Raw genomic sequence first — 17,743 nt, 5'->3', positions numbered from 1 at the left:
CTACACGATGGCGTGGGCGAGAATCCGCTCGAAGACGCGCGGATTCGTGCCCAGCCAGCGCACCAGGGGCCGGCGCAGCGCCGGCCTGCGCGCCAGCATCAGCATCGCCCCCGTCAGCCACGCGTACTTGCGGAAGGCCCGCTGGAACACCCGCTCGTAGGGCAGCAGTGAATCGCGCGCCCCCCCCTTCGCCAGCGCGTCCGGCAGCAGGTGTCCCAGCGCCTCGGCGCACGTGAAGGCCAGGGACAGCCCCTCCCCCGTCACCGCGTCCACGTACCCCGCCGCGTCTCCCACCAGCGCGAAGCGGTCCGCCACCCGCGCCCGCGCCGCCCGCGCCAGCGGCCCCGCGCCCCTCGCCTTCGAGTCCGGCTCCGCTCCCCCCACCCGCTCCGCCAGCGAGGGAAAGCGCGTGAGCAGCGAATCGAAGCCGATGCGCCCCGGCAGCCCGTCCGTCCACAGGAAGGCCACGCCCACCCGCTCCTCTCCGGCCGGCGTCACGTACGCCTCCACGCCGTCGGACAGGTGCACCTCCACGAAGGGCGCCCACGGCTTCATCCGGAAGTGCCGCCGCAGCCCGAAGCGTCTCGGGCCCGCCACCTCCAGCTCCAGCCCCTCGGCGCGCCGCAGCGGCGAGGCCAGCCCGTCCGCCGCCACCAGCATCCTCGCCCGCAGCGGCCCGGCCGCCGTCTCCACCTCCCACCCGTCCACCGTGCGCCGCTGGCCCACCACCGCGCAGTGCTCGCGCAGCTCCACGCCGAGCGCCCGCGCCCTCGCGGCCATCGCCGTCACCAGCGCCACCCGCCGCACGCCCAGTCCCCCGGGCGCCGGCAACCGGCCCTCCGCGCCGCTCCCGTCCTCCTGCACGTAGCGGATGCCCACGAAGGGGGCGCAATCGCGCGGCTGCAACAGCGCGAGCGCCCCGAAGCGCTCCAGCGCCGCCACGCCCGAGGGCATCAAGCCCTCACCACACGCCTTGTCCGGGGGCACGGCGGCACGCTCCAGCACCACCGTGTTCAGGCCCCGCTTCGCCGTGGTGAGCGCCACCGCCAGCCCCGCGGGCCCTCCCCCCACCACCGCGACATCCCAGGCACTCACCCGTCGCGTCCCGAGCGGGCGAAGGCCAGGGCGCTCTTCGCCATCTCCACCACCAGCCCCACCGTCCCCACCTTCTTCGGCGCCGTCAGCTCGCCCGCCAGGTAGCGCCGCAACGCCTCGCTCCGGCGCAGCTTCCCGCTCGAGGTGCGCGGCAACGTCCCCGGCTCCAGCACCCGCACCGTGTGCGCCTTCACCCCCGTGCTCGCCAGCACCGCCTCGCGAATCCGCTCCTCCAGGCCCTCCACCCCCGCGCCCGGGGCGTGCTCGGCGAGCAGCAACAGCGCCTCGTCATTCTCCCCCTCGGGCGTGAAGCCCAGCGCCACCGCGCAGCCCGTGCGCAGGCCCTCCACCGCCTCCAGGCACTCCTCGAACTCCTGGGGCGCGTGGTTGGCGCCGCGGATGATGACCAGGTCCTTCGCGCGGCCCGTGAGGAACAGCTCGCCGTCCGCCTGGAAACCCAGGTCTCCCGTGTCCAGCCAGCCCGCGGCGTCCAGCGCGCGCGCCGTCGCCTCCGGGTGGCCCACGTACCCCGCCATCACCGAGGGCCCTCGCGCGAACACCCGCCCCACCCGCCGCTCCTCCAGCACGTGGCCCAGCTCGTCGCGCACCTCCACCTCGAAGCCCGGCACCGGACGCCCCACGGACACCACCTCGCGCGAGCCGTCCACCACGCGCCGCTCCGTGGCCAGCACCCGCGCGTCCACGTTCAGCGCGCGCGGCCCCCGTCCCGCCGGCGGGAAGGTGACGGCCAGCGAGGCCTCGCTCAACCCGTACACCGGCCGCAGGGAGCCCGCCTGGAAGCCCCACCGGGCGAAGCGCTCGGAGAAGAGGCGCAGCGTCTCCACCGACACCGGCTCCGCGCCGTTGAGCGCGTGCGTCCAGCCCGAGAGGTCCACCCCCTCCATGTCCGCGTCCTTCACCCGCTTGAGGCACAGCCCATAGGCGAAGTTGGGCGCGGGCGAGACGAAGCCCCGGTGCCGCGACAGCGCGCGCAGCCACAGCGCGGGGCGCGCGAGGAATACCTCGGGGGGAATCAGCACCATGCTGCCCGGGTAGTACACCGCCGACAGCAGACAGCCGATGAGGCCCATGTCGTGGTACAGCGGCAGCCAGGACACGCCCACCGGCGCCCGGTCCCGCGGCGGGGGCAGCTCCGCCTCCAGCGCCGCGAGCTGCGCCACCAGGTGGCTCTGCCGCAGCGCCACCGGCTTCGGGTCCACCGTCGAGCCCGAGGAGAACTGGATGAGCGCGAGCGACTCGGGCGAGGCGCGCACCGCCAGGTCTCCCTCCTCGCGGGCCACCTCCTCCACCGTGTGGCAGCCGAGCCGCGGGCGCGCCGCCGCCACGGACTCGCCCAGCAGCAGCCGCACCTTCGCGTCCGTGAGCACCACCGCCGCGGCCGACACCTCCAGCATGCGCGCGGTGGAGCGGTGGTACTCCTCCAGCCGTCCCAGCCGCACCGGCGGGTAGAGCGGCACCGGCACCGCGCCCGCCAGCAGCGCGCCGAAGAAGGCATCCATGAAGCCCGGCGAGGTGGGCAGCAGCAGCGCCACGCGCTCGCCGGGAGCCACCCCCAGGCGCTTCAGGCCCGCGGCGAAACGGCGGGCCCGCCCATACACCTGCGCCCAGGACAGCGGCGTCTCGCGCTCGCCGGCGTCCACGAAGACGAGCCCCAGCGGAGTCCTCGCCGCGGCGGCGAGCGCCTCGTTGAGGGTGGCGTGCTTCAGCGGCGGCAGCGCCGGCCCCTTCATGGAGCACCTCCCGCGGCGCATGCCACCTCGGGCGCCTCGGCGGCCCTCGCGGCCACCAGCCGCATCAGGTCCCCCACGGTGGTCACCCCCACCGAGTCCTCCATGGACAGGCGGATGCGGAAGCGGTTCTCCAGCTCCACCGCCAGCACCGTCAGCCCCAGGCTGTCGAGCTGCAGGTCCCGCATCAGGTGGTGCGCGGGCTCCACCGCGCCCTGCCAGTCCAGCTCCTGGGAGACGATGCGGCGTATCTCGTGAAGGACGGCGAGCTCGTTCTCAACCACGGGGCACCTCCGGAATGAAGCGGGGCCTGTCAGCGAAAGCCTGGGCATAGGCCGCGCCCAGCGCCTCCTCCTCGGCGCGGATGCGCACGCGGAGCAGCAGGGCATTGCCCACCGTGAAGACGAGGGCCGTCACCCAGGCCCCGTGGATGAGCGGCACCGCGGCCAGCTCCAGCACCACCGCCACATAGTTGGGGTGGCGCAGGAAGCGGTACGGCCCCCGCGTCACGGGCTCCAGGCCCGGCACCACGATGATGCGCGTGTTCCAGCGGTCTCCCAGCGAGGCGATGGCCCAGTAGCGCAGCGCCTGCGCCACGAGCGCCACGCCCAGCGCCCCGAAGCCGAGCGCCCCCGGGAAGGGCCGGGCGAGCCCCAGCACCTCGGCCCCACACGCCACGAGGAAGAGCGAGTGGAACACCACCATCACCCGGTAGTGGCCCTGTCCCGTCTCCACCCCGCCACGCGCGAAGGCCCGCGCCGCGTTGCGCTTGGAGAGAAAGAGCTCCACCAGCCGCTCGGCGGCGAGCAGCCCCAGGAAGCCGAGATACCCGCCGAGCGCGCTCACCATCTCAGCAGCACCAGTTCCGCGCAGAAGCCCGGTCCCATCGCCATCATCACGCCCCAGTCGCCGGGCTGGGCCTTGCCGGACTCCAGCATGTCCCCCAGCACGAAGAGCACCGAGGCCGAGGACAGGTTGCCCACCTCGCGCAACGAGGCCCAGGAGTCCGCCAGCGAGTCCGGCGCCAGCTCCAGCGACTCCTCGAAGGCCTGCAACACCTTGGGGCCGCCGGTGTGCGCCACCCAGTGCTTCACGTCCTTGCGCGTGAGCCCGTGCTCGGCGAGGAAGCCATCCACGTCCCGGCGGATGAACTCGCGCACGAGCTGCGGCACCTTCGCCGACAGCACCACCTTGAAGCCCGAGTCCACCACGTCCCAGCCCATGATGCGCTCGGTGTGGGGGTAGAGCACCGAGCGCGTGGCCACGACGCGAGGGCCGGCGCCCGCCCGCTCCCCGCCCTGGAGCACCACGCACGCCGCTCCGTCTCCGAAGAGCCCCGAGGCGATGATGTTGGGGATGGACAGGTCCTCGCGCTGCAGCGTCAGCGAGCACAGCTCCACGGCGACGAGCAGCGCCGTCTGCCCCTTCCACCCCCGCAGGTAGTCCGAGGCACGGGCCGTGCCCGCCGCACCCGCCACGCAGCCGAGCCCGAAGATGGGCGTGCGCTTCATGTCCGGGCGCATGCCCAGCCGGTTCATCAGCCGCGCGTCGATGCTCGGGGTGGCGATGCCCGTCACGGTGACGAAGAAGACGTGGTCCACGTCCCGGGGGGTGAGCCCCGTGCGCTCCAACGCCTTGCGCACCACCTGCTCGCCCAGGTCCGTGGCGGCCTGGATCCACGCGTCATTGCGTTGCTGGAACGTGATGAGCGAGGGGTACTGCTCGATGGGCAGCGCGAGGAAGCGCCCGTCCACCCGCACCGAGCGGTGCAGCTCCTCCAGCCGCTCGATGTTGAAATGGCGCGTGGCCCACATGTCCCGCAGGGCGCCGATGATCTGGTCCTGGGAGGCATAGTGGGATGGAAGCAGACGTTCCACCGCGCGAATGACGGGGAGAGAGTCCTGGCCTGGAGTGGAATTCATCGGCGCCGTCCCTGTAGGGGTAAGGAGCGACGGTTAATCACCCACCCATCAGGGTGCGACCGATGGAGAAAAGATAGAACACGGCGGACGGCCTTCATGTCGCGTACATGCTGGCTGGCGGACACCTCCTGTCACCACTTCACGATGAGGGGAGCGCACCTGTCGTCTGGTTCACAACACCCCGCCACCAGCGCGGAGAAGCCCGGAGGTGCCCGGGGAAGCACGGGCCGCGCCTCTTCGTGACATGCGGAGCACACGGTGGGCAGCGCGATTCACACGTGCAGGACACACGGGCGCCCCGGCCGTCACCGGGTGGACAGCCCACCCGGGAAACAGCGAAGGCACGCCGGTTGCTGAAGGGTCTCGGGCATGCACCGTGCCTTCCTGCTGTGTGCCTTGATGGGTGTCATGCTCTGGGGACCCGAAGCCGAGGCCGCTCGCCGCGCCTCCTCGAGCCCGCGCACCCGGAACACCTCCGGCACGCTCGCGCACCGCGCCGCCTCCCGAGCCTCCCTCTGGGTGGGGCTTCCCTCGCTCAGAAGGGTGAGCCACTCGGTGAACGATGACTGCTCCGGCCTGGTCAACCTCGCCTACCGCAAGCGGGGCTTGAGCCTGCTGCCCGAGCGCACCCTCCCGGGCGAGAACGGCGTGGCCGCCATCTACCGCAAGGCCAAGAGCCTCGGCTCGCTCCACGGCACCCCACGCGCGGGGGACCTCGTCTTCTTCCGCGAGACGTATGACCGCAACCGCGACGGGCGGCGCAATGACGGGCTCACACACATCGGCGTGGTCGAGCGCGTGGACCGCGACGGCACGGTGACCTTCGTGCACCGCGCGGGCGGAGGCGTGAAGCGCGCGAAGCTGCACCTGCGCCAGCCCGCCCTGCGCCGGGACGCCAAGGGCCGGGTGCTCAACGACTACCTGCGCCGCTCCGAGAAGACGGTGCGCCCGCGGCTCGCGGGGGAGCTGCTCGCGGGCTTCGCCACCGTGGACCAGCGCTGGTTCACATCGCCTTGACGAGCGCCGCGCGCTCCCGCAGCGAGTCGTCGCTGTCCAGGGAGAAGCTGTGCGCGCGGCCCACGTCATCACGCAGGAAGGCGGCGACGTCCCCGGCGAGCGCCTCGACGGCCTTGCGGCGCTTGGGCGCCAACGGGTCGAAGGTGCCGAACACCACGGCCCCCGCGTCCACGTCGTACTCCCAGAAGCCCACCAGCCTGTCCCCGTCCAGCAGCGGGCGCATGAAGAGGTAGCGCGCGTCGCCGAGCGTGCTGCCCTTCGTGTTGCCCCACACGGGCACCTGCCGCGCGTGGTGCTTCGGATCCGTGAAGAGCGCGGGGCCGCCGTGGAAGGCGAGATAGCTGTCCTCGAACGCGAGCATGGCGAGCGACGAGGGAGCGGGCACCTTCTCGCGCAGCACGGCGAGCTCCTCCTCCATCACCCACAGCTCGCCGGTGAGTCCTTCCACGGCCACCGGCACCAGCGGCAGCGTCTCCATGGCCGCGCGGGCCTCGCGCTGGGAGAGCGCCGCCCAGGTGGTGAAGCTCTCCAGGGTGGTGGGCCCGGCCTGCCGGAAGAAGATGCCGGCGATGCGCGCATGCCGCGCCACGGCCTCGGCGGGTACCTTCGCCCCGGTGAAGGGATTCTTCGCCGGCCCCCGCCAGAGGTAGCGCTCGGTGTCCAGCCGCCCGCCCTCCAGCGTGCGCTCCAGCTTGCCCTCGAACTCGAGGTGACGCAGGGCCGGGGGCAGCGTCGACGAGATGCCCACCTTCTTGCCCTTGTCCCCCAGGCTCCGCACGGTGCCCTCGGGAAGCGCCTTGCGCAGCGCGTCCGTGGACAGCGGCCCCTTGCGCAGGGCCTTCAACACGGCCTCGCCCACGTCCGCCAGCTCCGTGAGGGCGATGCCCACCTTCTCGTATTCACGCTCCGCGCGCTTGCGGTGCTGCTCCTCGGCGATGCGCAGCACGAGCGGCACCTCCGGACGCGGCACGAGGTAGATGCAGCCGCGCACGGCGGGAATCACCTGCAACCGGGACCGAGCCACGGCCTCGTCGAGCTGCTGGCGCTTCAGCCCGGGAACGCGGGCCCTCGCCGCCAGGTAGGCGTCCACGCCCCCGAGCGTCCGCAGCCAGCCCGTGGCCGCCACCACCTCTTCGATAGCCACCGGGAGGGGCTCGGCGAGTCCCTGCTTGCGGTGCCAGTGCGCGCGAACGCGCTCGAGGGTGAGGGTGAGTGCGGGGGTGATGGTACTCCGGGCCATGGTCGTCCTCCGGCGCGCACTCTATGCGAGCGGCCCCGGCATGACGACGCACGCCCCGTGGAGTCCTCGTGGGAGGCGCTCCCGGGGCGTGCGGCCCGGCATTGGAAGCTACGCCAGCGGCGCGGCCTCGTCCGTCTCGCGGGGGACCTGCATGCGCGGCTCGGTCTGGATGAGCTCGTCGAACATGGCCTCCATCTGCTCACCGATGACGGCCAGCTCCTCCTTGCGCATCAACTTCTTCACGTCCTTGAAGAGCTGCTTCTCCTCCTCCTCGACGTGGTGCTCCACCAGCTCCTGGAGCACCTTCATCTTGGCCTTGAACTGCGTGTCCATCGGGTCCATGTCGAGCAGGTCCGCGATCACCCGCTTCACCGACAGGTGCTCCTCCACGGCTTCCTGGAGCTTGTCCGCCGTGGGGCCCACGTAGACGCTGGGATAGAAGAGCTTCTCCTCGATGGTCGCGTGCGCCGCGAGGTTGTCGGCGATGCGGGCGAACAGGTCCATCATCACCTCCTGCTTGCCCTCACCGGCCTTCTCGAACTTCTCGAACAGCTCCTCGACCTCGCGGTGCTGCTGCTTCAGGAGTTCAATGGCGTCCATGGTGCCTCCAGTCCTGCGTGGGTCAACGTAGGATTCCCCTGTACCGGCCTAACTTCGGCACGCTCCCCGGTGGCGCCAACTGGAGGCTCCCTCCCCGCCGGGTCTCCCGCCCACCTGACCCGCCACGTCCCGCGCGCAACCCGACTTCTCACGTGGTGCACGCATGCACGCTCGCCCTCCTGCGTGCCGGGCCCGGGCCGCGTCCCTTGACGTCCGAGGGTGGCTTTCCATCCCCGCGCGGGGAGCCAACCTTTCTGGCGCGGCAGGGCGGGTCCGCCATCGAACGACCCGGACCGGGACGAGGAAGCTCCGTGTCACGGAACAGCGCCACGGCGGAAGAAGCCTTCACGGATGTCGACCGGTTGCGCCGGCTCCTGTTCTCCTTGGGCCGGCTGCACTCGCTCCGGGACCCGCTCGCCAGCAGTTGCGAGCGGATGGAGGCAGCTCACCGCGCCTCAAATCCACGCCCTGGTGTGGTTGGGACAGGACGGGACGCTCACCATGGGCGAGCTGGCCCGGCGGCTCGGCATCACCGAGAAGACCGTCACCGGCGTGGTGGACCGGCTCGAGCGCGAGGGCCACGTGCAACGCGAGCGCAGCCCCGAGGATCGCCGCGTCATCCGCTGCCGGCTGACGGCCTCCGGCGCGCGGCTCCACCGCAAGCTGGACCGCACCGTCCTCCAGGGGCTGGGGCGGATGCTGGAGCACCTGGACGCCACCGACCGCCGCGCCCTCTTCCGCATCCTGGAGAAGCTCATCGCCTCGGCCAGGCCCAAGGCCCGGCCGGGCGGGTGAGCCCGCCACCCGGTGCCCCGCTGGCTCCCCTGCCGGACGGAAGCACCCCAAGGCCGTGGACGGGTGCACCCGGCTGCGCTTCACTGCGGGAGATGACTCCTCACGACGCAGAGAAGGCCCTGGCGGAAGCGGAAGTGGTGCCGTGCGTGGAGGCGTCCCTCGCGGACGCCCGCAGGCTGGTGGAGGCGTGTCTGGCCGAGGGCGTGCCCGCGCTCGTCCACCGCGAGGCGTGCAGCAAGCCCTCGTGCTCGCCGAAGTTCCAGGTGCTCGTGCGCCCCGAGGACGCGCCCCGCGTCGCCGGCCTGCTCCAGCAGCGGTGGAGGGACAGCCTCCAGCGCGAGGGGCTCGTCCCCGAGGGGCAGGCGATGCCGGCGGTGCCCGAGGAGGGCGAGCTGCCCTGCCCCGCGTGTGGCACGGCCGCGCCCCTGGTGCGGGGCGCGTGCAGCGACTGCGGCCTGCAGCTCGAGTGAGGCGGCCGCCTTCGCCGGGGGTTACTGCGGGCTGCCGGCGGGAGGCGTCTGCCGCTCGCGCTCCACCACCTCGGCGGAGGGCGCCTTCATCGGCTCGAGCAGCGTGAGGTCGGCCACCACCGGGTAGTGGTCGGACGCCTTCACGCGCAGCACCTTGCTGCTCCGGGGCATGAAGCCACTGCTCGCCAGCACATAGTCGATGCGCAGGTTGGGGATGACGGGCAGCGGGTAGGTGTCCGCGCGCCCCTCTCCGCGCAGCTCGAACACATCCGCCAGCTCGCGCTTGAAGAGCCGCAGCGAGCCCGCGTCGGGCGTGTCGTTCATGTCGCCCATGAGCAGCTTGGGCCGGGGATCCGCCGCCATCAGCTTCATGATGGCCGCGCTCTGGCGCACGCGGATGCCGCCGTTGAAGGGACGCCGGGTGAGGTGGGTGACGTAGACGCTCACGTCCTGCCCGTGCACCTTCATGGCCACGCGGGCCACGGTGCGCGGCTCGGTGCCCGTCTGCACGGGCAGCGGGTGCTGCTCCACGGACTCCAGGGGGTAGCGCGAGAGGATCGCCACGCCGTAGTCCCCACCGAACAGGGAGGTGGTGCGGAAGTGGGCGTAGTAGCGCAGCCCGGTGCGCCGGGCCAGCTCGGCGGGCTGATCCAACCCGTTGGCGCGCCGCGAGCCCACATCCACTTCCTGGAGCGCGACGATGTCGGGCGAGGCGGAGCGGATGACCTCGGCCACCTTGTCCAGGCCGTGAACGGCGGACTGGATGTTGAAGGTCATCACCCGCAGGTCGCCCTCGCCCTGGACCGGAGAGGACGCGGCAACCGCCAGGGCCCCGGGGGCCGAGAGCGTCACCGGCGCCGCGTCACCGCGGAGGGAGGACGGGGAGGAGGCACACGCGAGAGAGCTCGCAAGGAACAGGCCGGCAAGGAGTCGGTCGATTCGCATTGAAGGGGGGCGATGATGGCAGCAATCCGCGCCACCGTCTTCCCACCCCTCCGAGTCAGGCCGGAGGGCAGCCGAGCGGCTCAGCCCACCCACCCGAAGGCTTCGCGCATTGCCTCCTTGCCCCCCTTCTCGAGCACCTCGCCGTGGCACGGCACCACGCGCTCGAAGTCCCACCCGAGCACGCGCTCCCTCCAGGCGCGCAGCGCCGCCTTGTCCTTCGTCATGGACTTCACCACCCAGGTGGCGCCCAGCTTCCCGTACACGCCGTTCAGCTTCAGGTAGGTGCGCGTCAGCCACGAGGGCGACTCGTGGATGTTGAAGGCCAGGTCGGTGAGCAGCAGCGTGCGGCTGGGACGGTGGAAGAAGACGAACTCCTCCAGCCTGGACAGGCCCTGCGCCAGGAGCAGCTCGATGGCCGGTGACTGGCCCACGTCCATCACGTCCGACAGCTCCACGCCGATGCGCAGGTCCGGCCGCTTCTCGCGCAGCCCCGCGGGCGCGAGCACCTTCGCCGAGGGGTACGCGGCGGCCCAGTCCCCGAGCGACAGGTGGTGCATGGTGTTGGGCGCCACCAGGAAGCGCACCGGCCCCAGCGCCTCCACGGCGCCGCGCACGGCCGCGTCCAGCTTCACGGGCGAGTGCAGCCACAGCCCGCCGTCCGGCAGGCGGATCACCGTCATGCGCCCGCCCAGTGCCATGGGTCCAATCCGGAAGGGTACATCCAGGACGAAGAGGTCATCGGACAGCGGGCGCATCATGGCGTGGCTCCTTTTCTCGACCGGCACAACCTAGACCAACCCACCAGCGCCACCCACGGCCGGAAAACGCGCCCGCCTTCCTTCCGGGGTCCACCGTGGCTCGGAAAGAAGGCATCCCCCCGGGTGTTTGACGGCATGATGCACCCCATGTCGCGACCGCCCCCCCTGCCGGGCTCCTCCCCGTCCTCCGCCCTCGGAGAGGCTCGCGCGTGCCCAGCAGCGTGCCGGCCGCTCCGCCACGGTGGGACTGGCCCTGCTCGGCGTGGTGGCACTGGCCAGCCCCCTGCTCGCCTACCGGGAGGATCTCCAGAACGCCCGCGAGGAGGTGCTCGGCAACCTCTCCAGCCAGGCCCAGGTGCAGGCCGAGGCGCTGGGCGTGCACCTGGGGCTGCTGGAGGCGGAGCTGCGCCGGCTGGCCGAGCACCCCGAGCTCATCCCCGAGGATGGCCCCTCCGCTCCCGAGGAGGCCATGCTGGACAGCGCCTTCCACCACTCGCCCCTCTTCTCCGAGGGCGTGGCCCTGCTCACCCCCACGGGGCGCCGCGTGTGGAGTGATCCACCCGACATGTCGCTGGGGGCCACGCCGCTGACGTCCCGCCCCTGGTTCCGCCGGGTGCTGGTCGAGGGCGCCTCGGACATCGCCCTGCTGGAGGGGACGGATGGGCCCTTGGTGGTGGCGGTGCCCATCCTGCATGAGAAGAGGGTGACGGGCCTGCTGGTGGGCGAGCTGCGCGCGGGGGCGCGGCCCCTTCCGGGCGTCCACACGGGGGGCGCGGACATGTCGCTGCTGATGGATGAGGCCGGCCAGTTCCTGCTCCCCGTTCCCATGGCGGGCTTCGCGTGGACGGCGGAAGTGGCCGCGCGCCTGCGCACCCTCGCCGAGGCCCCCCGCCCCTTCGTGCTGGACGGCAGGCGCATGCTGGGCGCGGCGGCCCCGGTCCGGGTCCCGGGCATCAACGGCATGCTGCTGGCCGTGCTGGAGGACGAGGAGCGGGACATCGCGCGGCTGCAACGCCGCTTCCTCGGACAGCTTCTCTTCCACGTGGCGCTGCTGGGCAGCACCCTGCTGCTCTTCACCTTCCTGCTGCGGCGCTCGTACTACTCGCTGCTGGCGGCCGAGGAGCGGCTGCGGCACCAGGAGACGATGGCCGCGCTGGGCGCCGCCAGCCAGCTCATCGCCCACGAGGTGAAGAACGCCCTCAATGGCATCCAGGCGGCCCTCTCGCTGCTGAGGCCCGCCGCCACCGCGGGAGAGGTGGCCCTGCCCGCCCTGCGGGCCCAGGTGCGGCGGCTGGGGCACCTGGCGCGCTCGCTGCTGTCCTTCGGCGCGCCGCGGGCCGCCCTGCGCCGCGCCTGCGAGCTGCGCCTGCTGGTGGAGGAGGCCCTGCAGTCGGTGCGCCTGCTGCCGGAAGCCGAGGACGTGCCCCTGGAGGTGTCGTTGGAGGAGGGCCTCACCGTGCAGGCGGACCCGGCGCTGCTGGTGTCCGCCATCGACAACCTGGTGCGCAACGCGGTGGAGGCCGGCGCGGTGGCGCGCGACACGGGCCTGCGCCCCTCGCCCTGGGTGCGGGTGAGCCTCGCGCGCGAGGACGGCGAGGCCGTCCTGCGGGTGGAGGACAACGCCGGCGGGGTGGACCCGGACCTGGAGCCGCGCCTGTGGGAGCCCTTCGCCACCGCGCGCGCCAAGGGCGTGGGCCTGGGACTGCCCATGGCCCGCACCGCCGTGGAAACCCACGGAGGACGGCTCACCTATACCCGGTTGCCCGAGGGCAGCCGCTTCACCCTGCGCCTGCCCCTGGAGAGCGTTTCCGTATGAGTACCTCCCTGCTCCTGGTGGATGACGACCGCACCTTCTCCTCGCTCGCCGCCTCCGTGCTCTCCCAGGAGGGCTTCCGCGTCCGCACCGCGCGCTCCCTGCACGAGACGCGCGCGGCCCTCGCCCGCGAGGCCCCGGACCTGGTCATCCTCGACCGCCGGTTGCCGGACGGAGACGGGCTGACCTTCCTGCCCGAGCTGCGCTCCCAGCTTCCCGGCGCCGTGGTGCTGATGGTGACGGCGCACGGGGACATCGCCAGCGCGGTGGAGGCCATCCGCGCGGGGGCGCGCGACTACCTGTCCAAGCCGGTGGAGCTGGATGACCTGGTGCTGCGCGCGCGCCGGGCCGCCGAGGACGTGCGGTTGCAGGAGCGGTTGCGCCGGGCCGAGAGCGCGCTGGAAGGCCGGCACCGAATGCTGGTGCCGCGCTCGCCCGCCATGCGCCACACCCTGCAGATGCTCGAGCGCATCGCGAAGTCGCCCCGCAGCCCCGTGCTGCTGCTGGGGGAGACGGGCGTGGGCAAGGAGGTCATCGCCCGCCACCTGCACGTGCTGCGCGAGGAGCAGGGGCCCTTCGTCCACATCAACTGCGCCGCCCTGCCGGACGCCATGGTGGAGAGCGAGCTGTTCGGCCACGAGCGCGGCGCCTTCACCGACGCGCGCACCGCCCGGCGCGGCCTGGTGGAGGTGGCCAACGGCGGCCTGCTCTTCCTCGACGAGGTGGGCGAGCTGCCCCTGGCCCTGCAGGCCAAGCTGCTCACCTTCCTGGACAAGGGCGCCTTCCGGCGGCTGGGCGGCAGCACCGAGCTGAGCAGCACCGCGCGCGTGGTGGCCGCCACCAACCGCAACCTCACCGAGGAGGTGGCCGCCGGCCGCTTCCGCGAGGACCTCTACTTCCGGCTGAGCGTCTTCAAGGTGGACATCCCCCCGCTGCGCGAGCGGCGCGAGGACGTGCTGCCGCTGGCCGAGTCGCTGGTGGCCGAGCTGTGCGCGGAGCTGGGCCGCCGCCCGGTGGGCTTCTCCGCCTCCGCGCGCGAGCGGCTCGAGCGCTACTCCTTCCCCGGCAACGTGCGCGAGCTGCGCAACCTGCTCGAGCGCGCCCTGGTGCTCGAGAGCGGCTCCACCCTGGAGCTGGAGGCGCTCGCGCCGCGCCTTGGAGACGCCTCCCAGCCCGCCGACCCCAACGCCTTCGTCCTGGCCGGCCCCCCGCTCCCCCTGGAAGAGGTGGAGCGCCGGTATGTCCGCCATGTGTTGGATCGCCTGGAGGGGCGGCGAATGGATGCCGCCCGCCTGCTCGGCATCTCCTACCCCACCTTCCTGCGCCGCCTGGGCGAGGAGTGATTCAAGGTTCTTTCATCGCTTTCCGGGGCACTTAAAGTTTTTTGAAGTCCCCCCGGTGCTCTCTCGGGGCCCTTCAGAGGGGAAACCCCTTCCACACGAATGGCACGGCGCTTGCCCTGTAGGGGCGGACATGCGCCGTGCCCCCCAGCGAGGAGGCACGCCGCCTTCTTCTGTGTGGAGGCTGAGAGAAATGAAGTCCAACGAGCAGAAAGCCGGCACCTCCGGCTCGCTCCGGGAAGTGCTGGCCAGTGACGTGCCCGCCTCCCTGGTGGTCTTCCTGGTGGCCCTGCCGCTGTGTATGGGCATTGCCCTGGCCTCGGGCGCCCCCATCATGTCCGGCCTCATCGCCGGAATCGTGGGCGGCCTGGTGGTCGGATTGTTTGGCGGGGCGCCGCTGCTGGTGAGCGGCCCGGCCGCGGGCCTGGCGGTGATGGTGTTCGGCTTCATCCAGGAGCTGGGCTTCGCGGCCACCTGCGCCGCGGTGGCCGCCGCGGGGCTCATCCAGATGGCGCTGGGCGGCCTGAAGGTGGCGCGCGCCGCGCTGGGCATTTCCCCCGCCGTCATCCACGGCATGCTCGCGGGCATCGGCATCCTCATCGTGCTGGGCCAGCTCCACATCGTGCTGGGTGGCGCGCCCCAGTCCAACGCCTGGGCGAACCTGCGGGAGCTGCCGGGGCAGATCGCCGAGCTGCACGGCCCCGCGACGATTCTCGGCCTCGCCACCATCGGCATCCTGGTGCTGTGGCAGGTGATGCCCAACAGCCGCCTCAAGAAGGTGCCCGGACCGCTGGTGGCGGTGGTGGGCGCTTCCGTGGCGGCGGCCGTCTGGGGCGGTGACGTGAAGCGGGTGGAGCTGGCCGGCAGCCTCTTCCAGAGCCTCCAGCTTCCCGCGCTGCCCGCCAACTGGGGCGCCTTCGTGGTCGCGGTGCTCTCCCTGGCCCTGGTGGCCAGCGCCGAGTCGCTGCTGAGCGCGGTGGCCACCGACAAGCTGCACACCGGCCCGCGCGCCAACCTGGACAAGGAGCTGCTCGCGCAGGGCCTGGCCAATACGCTCTCCGGCCTGGCCGGTGGCCTGCCCATCACCGGCGTCATCGTGCGCAGCGCCGCCAACATCGCCGCGGGCGGAAAGACGCGCGCCTCCGCCTTCCTGCACGGCGTGTGGATGCTGCTCTTCGTCGCGCTGCTGGGCTCGTACCTGGGACTGGTGCCCCTCACCGTGCTGGCCGGCCTGCTCGTCTACGTGGGCGCCAAGCTGGTCAACATGCACCACATCCAGGAGCTGCGGAAGCGCGGCGAGCTCGTCGTGTACGTGGTGACGGTGGCCGGCGTGGTGGGCATCAACCTGCTGGCCGGCATCGGGCTGGGCTTCGCCGTGGCCGTGGCGCGGCTGCTGTGGCGCCTGGGCCGGGTGCAGGTGAACGTGAAGCAGGAGGGTGAGATCCACCAGGTGCGCGTGGGCGGCGCCCTCACCTTCGTGGGCGTGCCCCAGCTCTCCATCGCACTCGCCGCGGTGCCCAATGGCGCCCAGGTGGAGCTGGACCTCGCGGTGGAGACGCTGGACCACTCCGGCTACGAGGCCCTGGAGAGCTGGTGCCAGAACCATCGCAAGACGGGCGGCAAGGTGTGGATGGAGCCGCTCGAGGAGGTGTGGACGCGCAAGGGCTCCACCCCGTCCAAGTCCGTTGCCCCGATTTCCGCTTCGACCACTCTTTCCTCGGAAGGTGCATGACCATGAAGAAGCTCGTGCAGGGTCTCCTCGATTTCCAGCGTCACAGCCTCCCCGCCTACCGCTCGACCTTCGCGCGGCTGGCCCATGGACAGGCTCCCGACTGTCTCTTCATCGCCTGCGCGGACAGCCGCGTGGTGCCCAACCTCTTCGCGTCCACCAACCCTGGCGATCTCTTCGTCATGCGCAACGTGGGCAACATGGTGCCGCCCTCCGACTCGGCGGGCCTGTCCCTGAGCGACCGCTCCGAGGCGGCGGCCCTGGAGTTCTCCCTGCTCACCCTGCCGGTGAAGGACATCGTGGTGTGCGGGCACTCGAGCTGCGGCGCCATGAAGGCGATCCTCTCGGGGTACAACGACCAGAAGACGCCCAACCTCAGCAGCTGGCTGGACGTGGGCCGCCCCGCCCTGGCCGCCTTCGAGCGCGGTGGCAAGGTGGGCGAGGGGCTGGCCCCGTATGACCGGCTCAGCCAGTACAGCGTGCTGCAGCAGCTCGAGAACCTGAAGACCTACCCCCTGGTGCGCGATCGTCTGGCGGCCGGCACGCTGCGGCTGCACGGCTGGTGGTTCGACATCGCCCACGCGCGGGTGCACGCCTATCGCCCGGACCTCGAGCGCTTCACCCCCATCGACGAGCTCGAGGGAGAGCGGCTGCTCAAGGATCTGGAGGCGGGCAGCGAGCAGGCGTCCAGCTCGGCCGCCTGAGCGGACCCGTCCCAGGGCGTAGACTGAAAGAAGCCGGATGCGCCGCCCACCGCGGCGCTCCGGCTTCTGCCTTTTCGCGCCCAAAAGCCGCCGCGCTCCCTAGGATGGGGGCATGGATGCCCAGCGGCTCGCCCAAGAGGACTCCTTCGAGAACGAGACGTTCACCGACCTGGACCTCCAGCGGGCGGACCTCGGCCAGAAGGAGTTCTACCGGTGCACCTTCCAGCGGTGCCAGCTCCAGGAGAGCCGCTGGAAGGGGACCAGGCTCGAGGCCTGCGTCTTCACCGACTGCGACCTGAGCCGCGCCCTCCTCCAGCACACGGCCCTGCGCGAGGTGCGCTTCGAGGGCTCGAAGCTGATGGGCATCGACTGGACGAACGTCTCGCCCAACCCCGAGGTGGCGTTCGACAACTGCGTCCTGCGCTACACGTCCTTCGTCGGCCTGAGCCTGCGGCGCACCGCCTTCCTGCGCTGCACGGCCCTGGAGGCGAACTTCTTCGATCTCGACCTGACGGAGGCGGACTTCTCCGGGACGGACCTCACGGGCAGCAACTTCCGGGGGTGCACCCTCACCAAGACGGACTTCTCCACCGCGGTGGGCGCCTTCCTGGATCCCTCCACCAACCGCATCAAGGCCACCCACGTGCCCGTCGAGACGGCCGTGCTCCTGGCCCAGTCCCTCGGGATGCGCGTCGCGGGCGTCTCCGGCGATGCGGGCGAACGCCCCAGCCGCAAGAAGTCCCGCTCCTGAGCCCGGCCGAGAAACCCATGAGCCCGACGAAGAAAGCCGCGACGAAGAAGGCGAAGACGCCCGCGAAGGCCAAGACACCCGCGAAGGCCAAGACACCCGCGAAGGCCAAGACACCCGCGGAGGAGATTCCGATCATCGCCTTCGCGAAGCCACGCGACTGGGCGGATTGGCTCGCCTCGCACCACGCGTCGTCGCGCGGCGTGTGGATGAAGCTCGCCAAGAAGGACTCCGGCATCGCGTCGGTCACCTACGCGGAGGCGCTCGAGGTGGCGCTCGCGTGGGGGTGGATCGACGGCCAGAAGGACAAATACGACGCCACGGCGTGGCTCCAGAAGTTCACGCCGCGCGGCCCCAAGAGCATCTGGTCCAAGATCAATCGCGACAAGGCGCTCGCGCTCATCGCCGCGGGCGAGATGAAGCCTTCAGGGCTCGAGCAGATCGAACGCGCGAAGCAGGACGGACGCTGGGACGCGGCCTACGACTCGCCGAGCCGAGCCACCGTGCCCGAGGACCTCTTGGCCGCCCTCGCCGCCAACCCCCGCGCCGCCGCGTTCTTCTCCACGCTCAACGCGACCAACCGCTACGCCGTGCTGTTTCGCATCCACACCGCGAAGAAGGCCGAGACCCGCGCCAGGCGCATCGCCCAGTTCGTCGAGATGCTCGGCCGGCACGAGAAGCTGTATCCCTGAATGAGACCGAGGGACGAGGGCATCGTCTTCCTGGGCTCCACGTGCGCGCGCCTCGAGCGCACCACCACGGCCGGCTCCGGGCCTTCGAAGCGGACGCCCCGGAGCCCTCGCTGTTGACAGGCCAGGG

The 17,743-nt window shown here is 71.8% G+C and carries 18 protein-coding genes; 9 read left to right on the top strand and 9 right to left on the bottom strand.

The genetic code is table 11. The features are described 5' to 3' along the window. Genes ACN28I_RS35815 through ACN28I_RS35795 form a run of 5 tightly spaced genes read right to left on the bottom strand, consistent with a single transcriptional unit; the run spans position 1 to position 4,765 of the window. The gene (locus tag ACN28I_RS35815; RefSeq protein WP_420946391.1) at positions 1 to 1,095 is read right to left on the bottom strand and encodes an NAD(P)/FAD-dependent oxidoreductase; all 1,095 of its coding nucleotides are present in this window, start codon (positions 1,093 to 1,095) and stop codon (positions 1 to 3) included. Next, positions 1,092 to 2,846, bottom strand: coding sequence for a fatty acyl-AMP ligase (locus tag ACN28I_RS35810; protein ID WP_420946390.1), 1,755 nt, complete (start codon positions 2,844 to 2,846; stop codon positions 1,092 to 1,094). The genes ACN28I_RS35815 and ACN28I_RS35810 overlap by 4 nt, the downstream gene beginning before the upstream one ends. Next, positions 2,843 to 3,127 carry an acyl carrier protein gene (locus ACN28I_RS35805; RefSeq protein WP_420946389.1) on the bottom strand — a complete coding sequence of 95 codons (285 nt, stop codon included), beginning with the start codon at positions 3,125 to 3,127 and terminating at the stop codon, positions 2,843 to 2,845. Before ACN28I_RS35805 ends, ACN28I_RS35810 begins: the two co-directional genes overlap by 4 nt. Next, complete coding sequence (locus ACN28I_RS35800) at positions 3,120 to 3,692, bottom strand: isoprenylcysteine carboxyl methyltransferase family protein (RefSeq protein ID WP_420946388.1); 573 nt, start codon at positions 3,690 to 3,692, stop codon at positions 3,120 to 3,122. Before ACN28I_RS35800 ends, ACN28I_RS35805 begins: the two co-directional genes overlap by 8 nt. Further along, on the bottom strand, positions 3,686 to 4,765 hold the full coding sequence (locus ACN28I_RS35795) for a type III polyketide synthase (RefSeq protein WP_420946387.1): 1,080 nt from the start codon (positions 4,763 to 4,765) through the stop codon (positions 3,686 to 3,688). The genes ACN28I_RS35800 and ACN28I_RS35795 overlap by 7 nt, the downstream gene beginning before the upstream one ends. A 369-nt stretch (positions 4,766 to 5,134) precedes the next feature. On the opposite strand from ACN28I_RS35795, the gene ACN28I_RS35790 reads away from it, so the two are divergent. After that, positions 5,135 to 5,782, top strand: a complete 648-nt coding sequence (locus tag ACN28I_RS35790) for a CHAP domain-containing protein (protein WP_420946386.1) — start codon at positions 5,135 to 5,137, stop codon at positions 5,780 to 5,782. Here ACN28I_RS35790 and ACN28I_RS35785 read toward each other — a convergent pair. After that, positions 5,769 to 7,022: a DNA glycosylase AlkZ-like family protein gene (locus tag ACN28I_RS35785; RefSeq protein ID WP_420946385.1), complete on the bottom strand. Its 1,254-nt coding sequence runs from the start codon at positions 7,020 to 7,022 to the stop codon at positions 5,769 to 5,771. The two genes, ACN28I_RS35790 and ACN28I_RS35785, sit on opposite strands and share 14 nt — an antisense overlap. Before the next feature lie 108 nt (positions 7,023 to 7,130). Beyond that, the gene (locus ACN28I_RS35780) at positions 7,131 to 7,622 is read right to left on the bottom strand and encodes a hemerythrin domain-containing protein (protein WP_420946384.1); all 492 of its coding nucleotides are present in this window, start codon (positions 7,620 to 7,622) and stop codon (positions 7,131 to 7,133) included. A gap of 501 nt (positions 7,623 to 8,123) precedes the next feature. Between ACN28I_RS35780 and ACN28I_RS35775 the strand changes: the two genes are divergently transcribed. After that, a complete protein-coding gene (locus tag ACN28I_RS35775; RefSeq protein WP_420946383.1) occupies positions 8,124 to 8,417 on the top strand; it encodes a MarR family winged helix-turn-helix transcriptional regulator in 294 nt (97 codons plus the stop codon). 92 nt (positions 8,418 to 8,509) lie between these two features. Continuing rightward, positions 8,510 to 8,887: a hypothetical protein gene (locus ACN28I_RS35770; protein ID WP_420946382.1), complete on the top strand. Its 378-nt coding sequence runs from the start codon at positions 8,510 to 8,512 to the stop codon at positions 8,885 to 8,887. Positions 8,888 to 8,908: 21 nt separating this feature from the next. On the opposite strand, the gene ACN28I_RS35765 is transcribed toward ACN28I_RS35770, so the two are convergent. Both ACN28I_RS35765 and ACN28I_RS35760 read right to left on the bottom strand, forming a co-directional pair. After that, the gene (locus ACN28I_RS35765) at positions 8,909 to 9,739 is read right to left on the bottom strand and encodes an endonuclease/exonuclease/phosphatase family protein (protein WP_420946381.1); all 831 of its coding nucleotides are present in this window, start codon (positions 9,737 to 9,739) and stop codon (positions 8,909 to 8,911) included. Positions 9,740 to 9,912: 173 nt separating this feature from the next. Beyond that, complete coding sequence (locus ACN28I_RS35760) at positions 9,913 to 10,590, bottom strand: DUF4336 domain-containing protein (protein ID WP_420946380.1); 678 nt, start codon at positions 10,588 to 10,590, stop codon at positions 9,913 to 9,915. A gap of 241 nt (positions 10,591 to 10,831) precedes the next feature. Here ACN28I_RS35760 and ACN28I_RS35755 point away from each other — a divergent pair, with 241 nt between their 5' ends. The 6 genes from ACN28I_RS35755 (at position 10,832) to ACN28I_RS35730 (ending at position 17,616) form a co-directional block, all read left to right on the top strand. Continuing rightward, positions 10,832 to 12,406, top strand: a complete 1,575-nt coding sequence (locus ACN28I_RS35755; RefSeq protein ID WP_420946379.1) for a sensor histidine kinase — start codon at positions 10,832 to 10,834, stop codon at positions 12,404 to 12,406. Beyond that, positions 12,403 to 13,746, top strand: coding sequence for a sigma-54-dependent transcriptional regulator (locus tag ACN28I_RS35750; protein WP_420946378.1), 1,344 nt, complete (start codon positions 12,403 to 12,405; stop codon positions 13,744 to 13,746). Before ACN28I_RS35755 ends, ACN28I_RS35750 begins: the two co-directional genes overlap by 4 nt. A 190-nt stretch (positions 13,747 to 13,936) precedes the next feature. Continuing rightward, positions 13,937 to 15,475 (top strand): SulP family inorganic anion transporter, encoded by a 1,539-nt coding sequence (locus ACN28I_RS35745; RefSeq protein ID WP_420946377.1) that lies wholly within the window; start codon positions 13,937 to 13,939, stop codon positions 15,473 to 15,475. Positions 15,476 to 15,477: 2 nt separating this feature from the next. Next, the gene (locus ACN28I_RS35740) at positions 15,478 to 16,176 is read left to right on the top strand and encodes a carbonic anhydrase (protein WP_420946376.1); all 699 of its coding nucleotides are present in this window, start codon (positions 15,478 to 15,480) and stop codon (positions 16,174 to 16,176) included. 112 nt (positions 16,177 to 16,288) lie between these two features. After that, complete coding sequence (locus ACN28I_RS35735; protein ID WP_420946375.1) at positions 16,289 to 16,927, top strand: pentapeptide repeat-containing protein; 639 nt, start codon at positions 16,289 to 16,291, stop codon at positions 16,925 to 16,927. 17 nt (positions 16,928 to 16,944) lie between these two features. Beyond that, on the top strand, positions 16,945 to 17,616 hold the full coding sequence (locus tag ACN28I_RS35730; protein WP_420946374.1) for a YdeI/OmpD-associated family protein: 672 nt from the start codon (positions 16,945 to 16,947) through the stop codon (positions 17,614 to 17,616). Positions 17,617 to 17,743: the final 127 nt, after the last annotated feature.

Source organism: Archangium gephyra, from assembly GCF_049060025.1.
In the GTDB taxonomy this organism is placed as follows: Bacteria; Myxococcota; Myxococcia; order Myxococcales; family Myxococcaceae; genus Archangium; species Archangium gephyra_A.
This window is presented reverse-complemented; position numbering and strand designations above follow the sequence as displayed.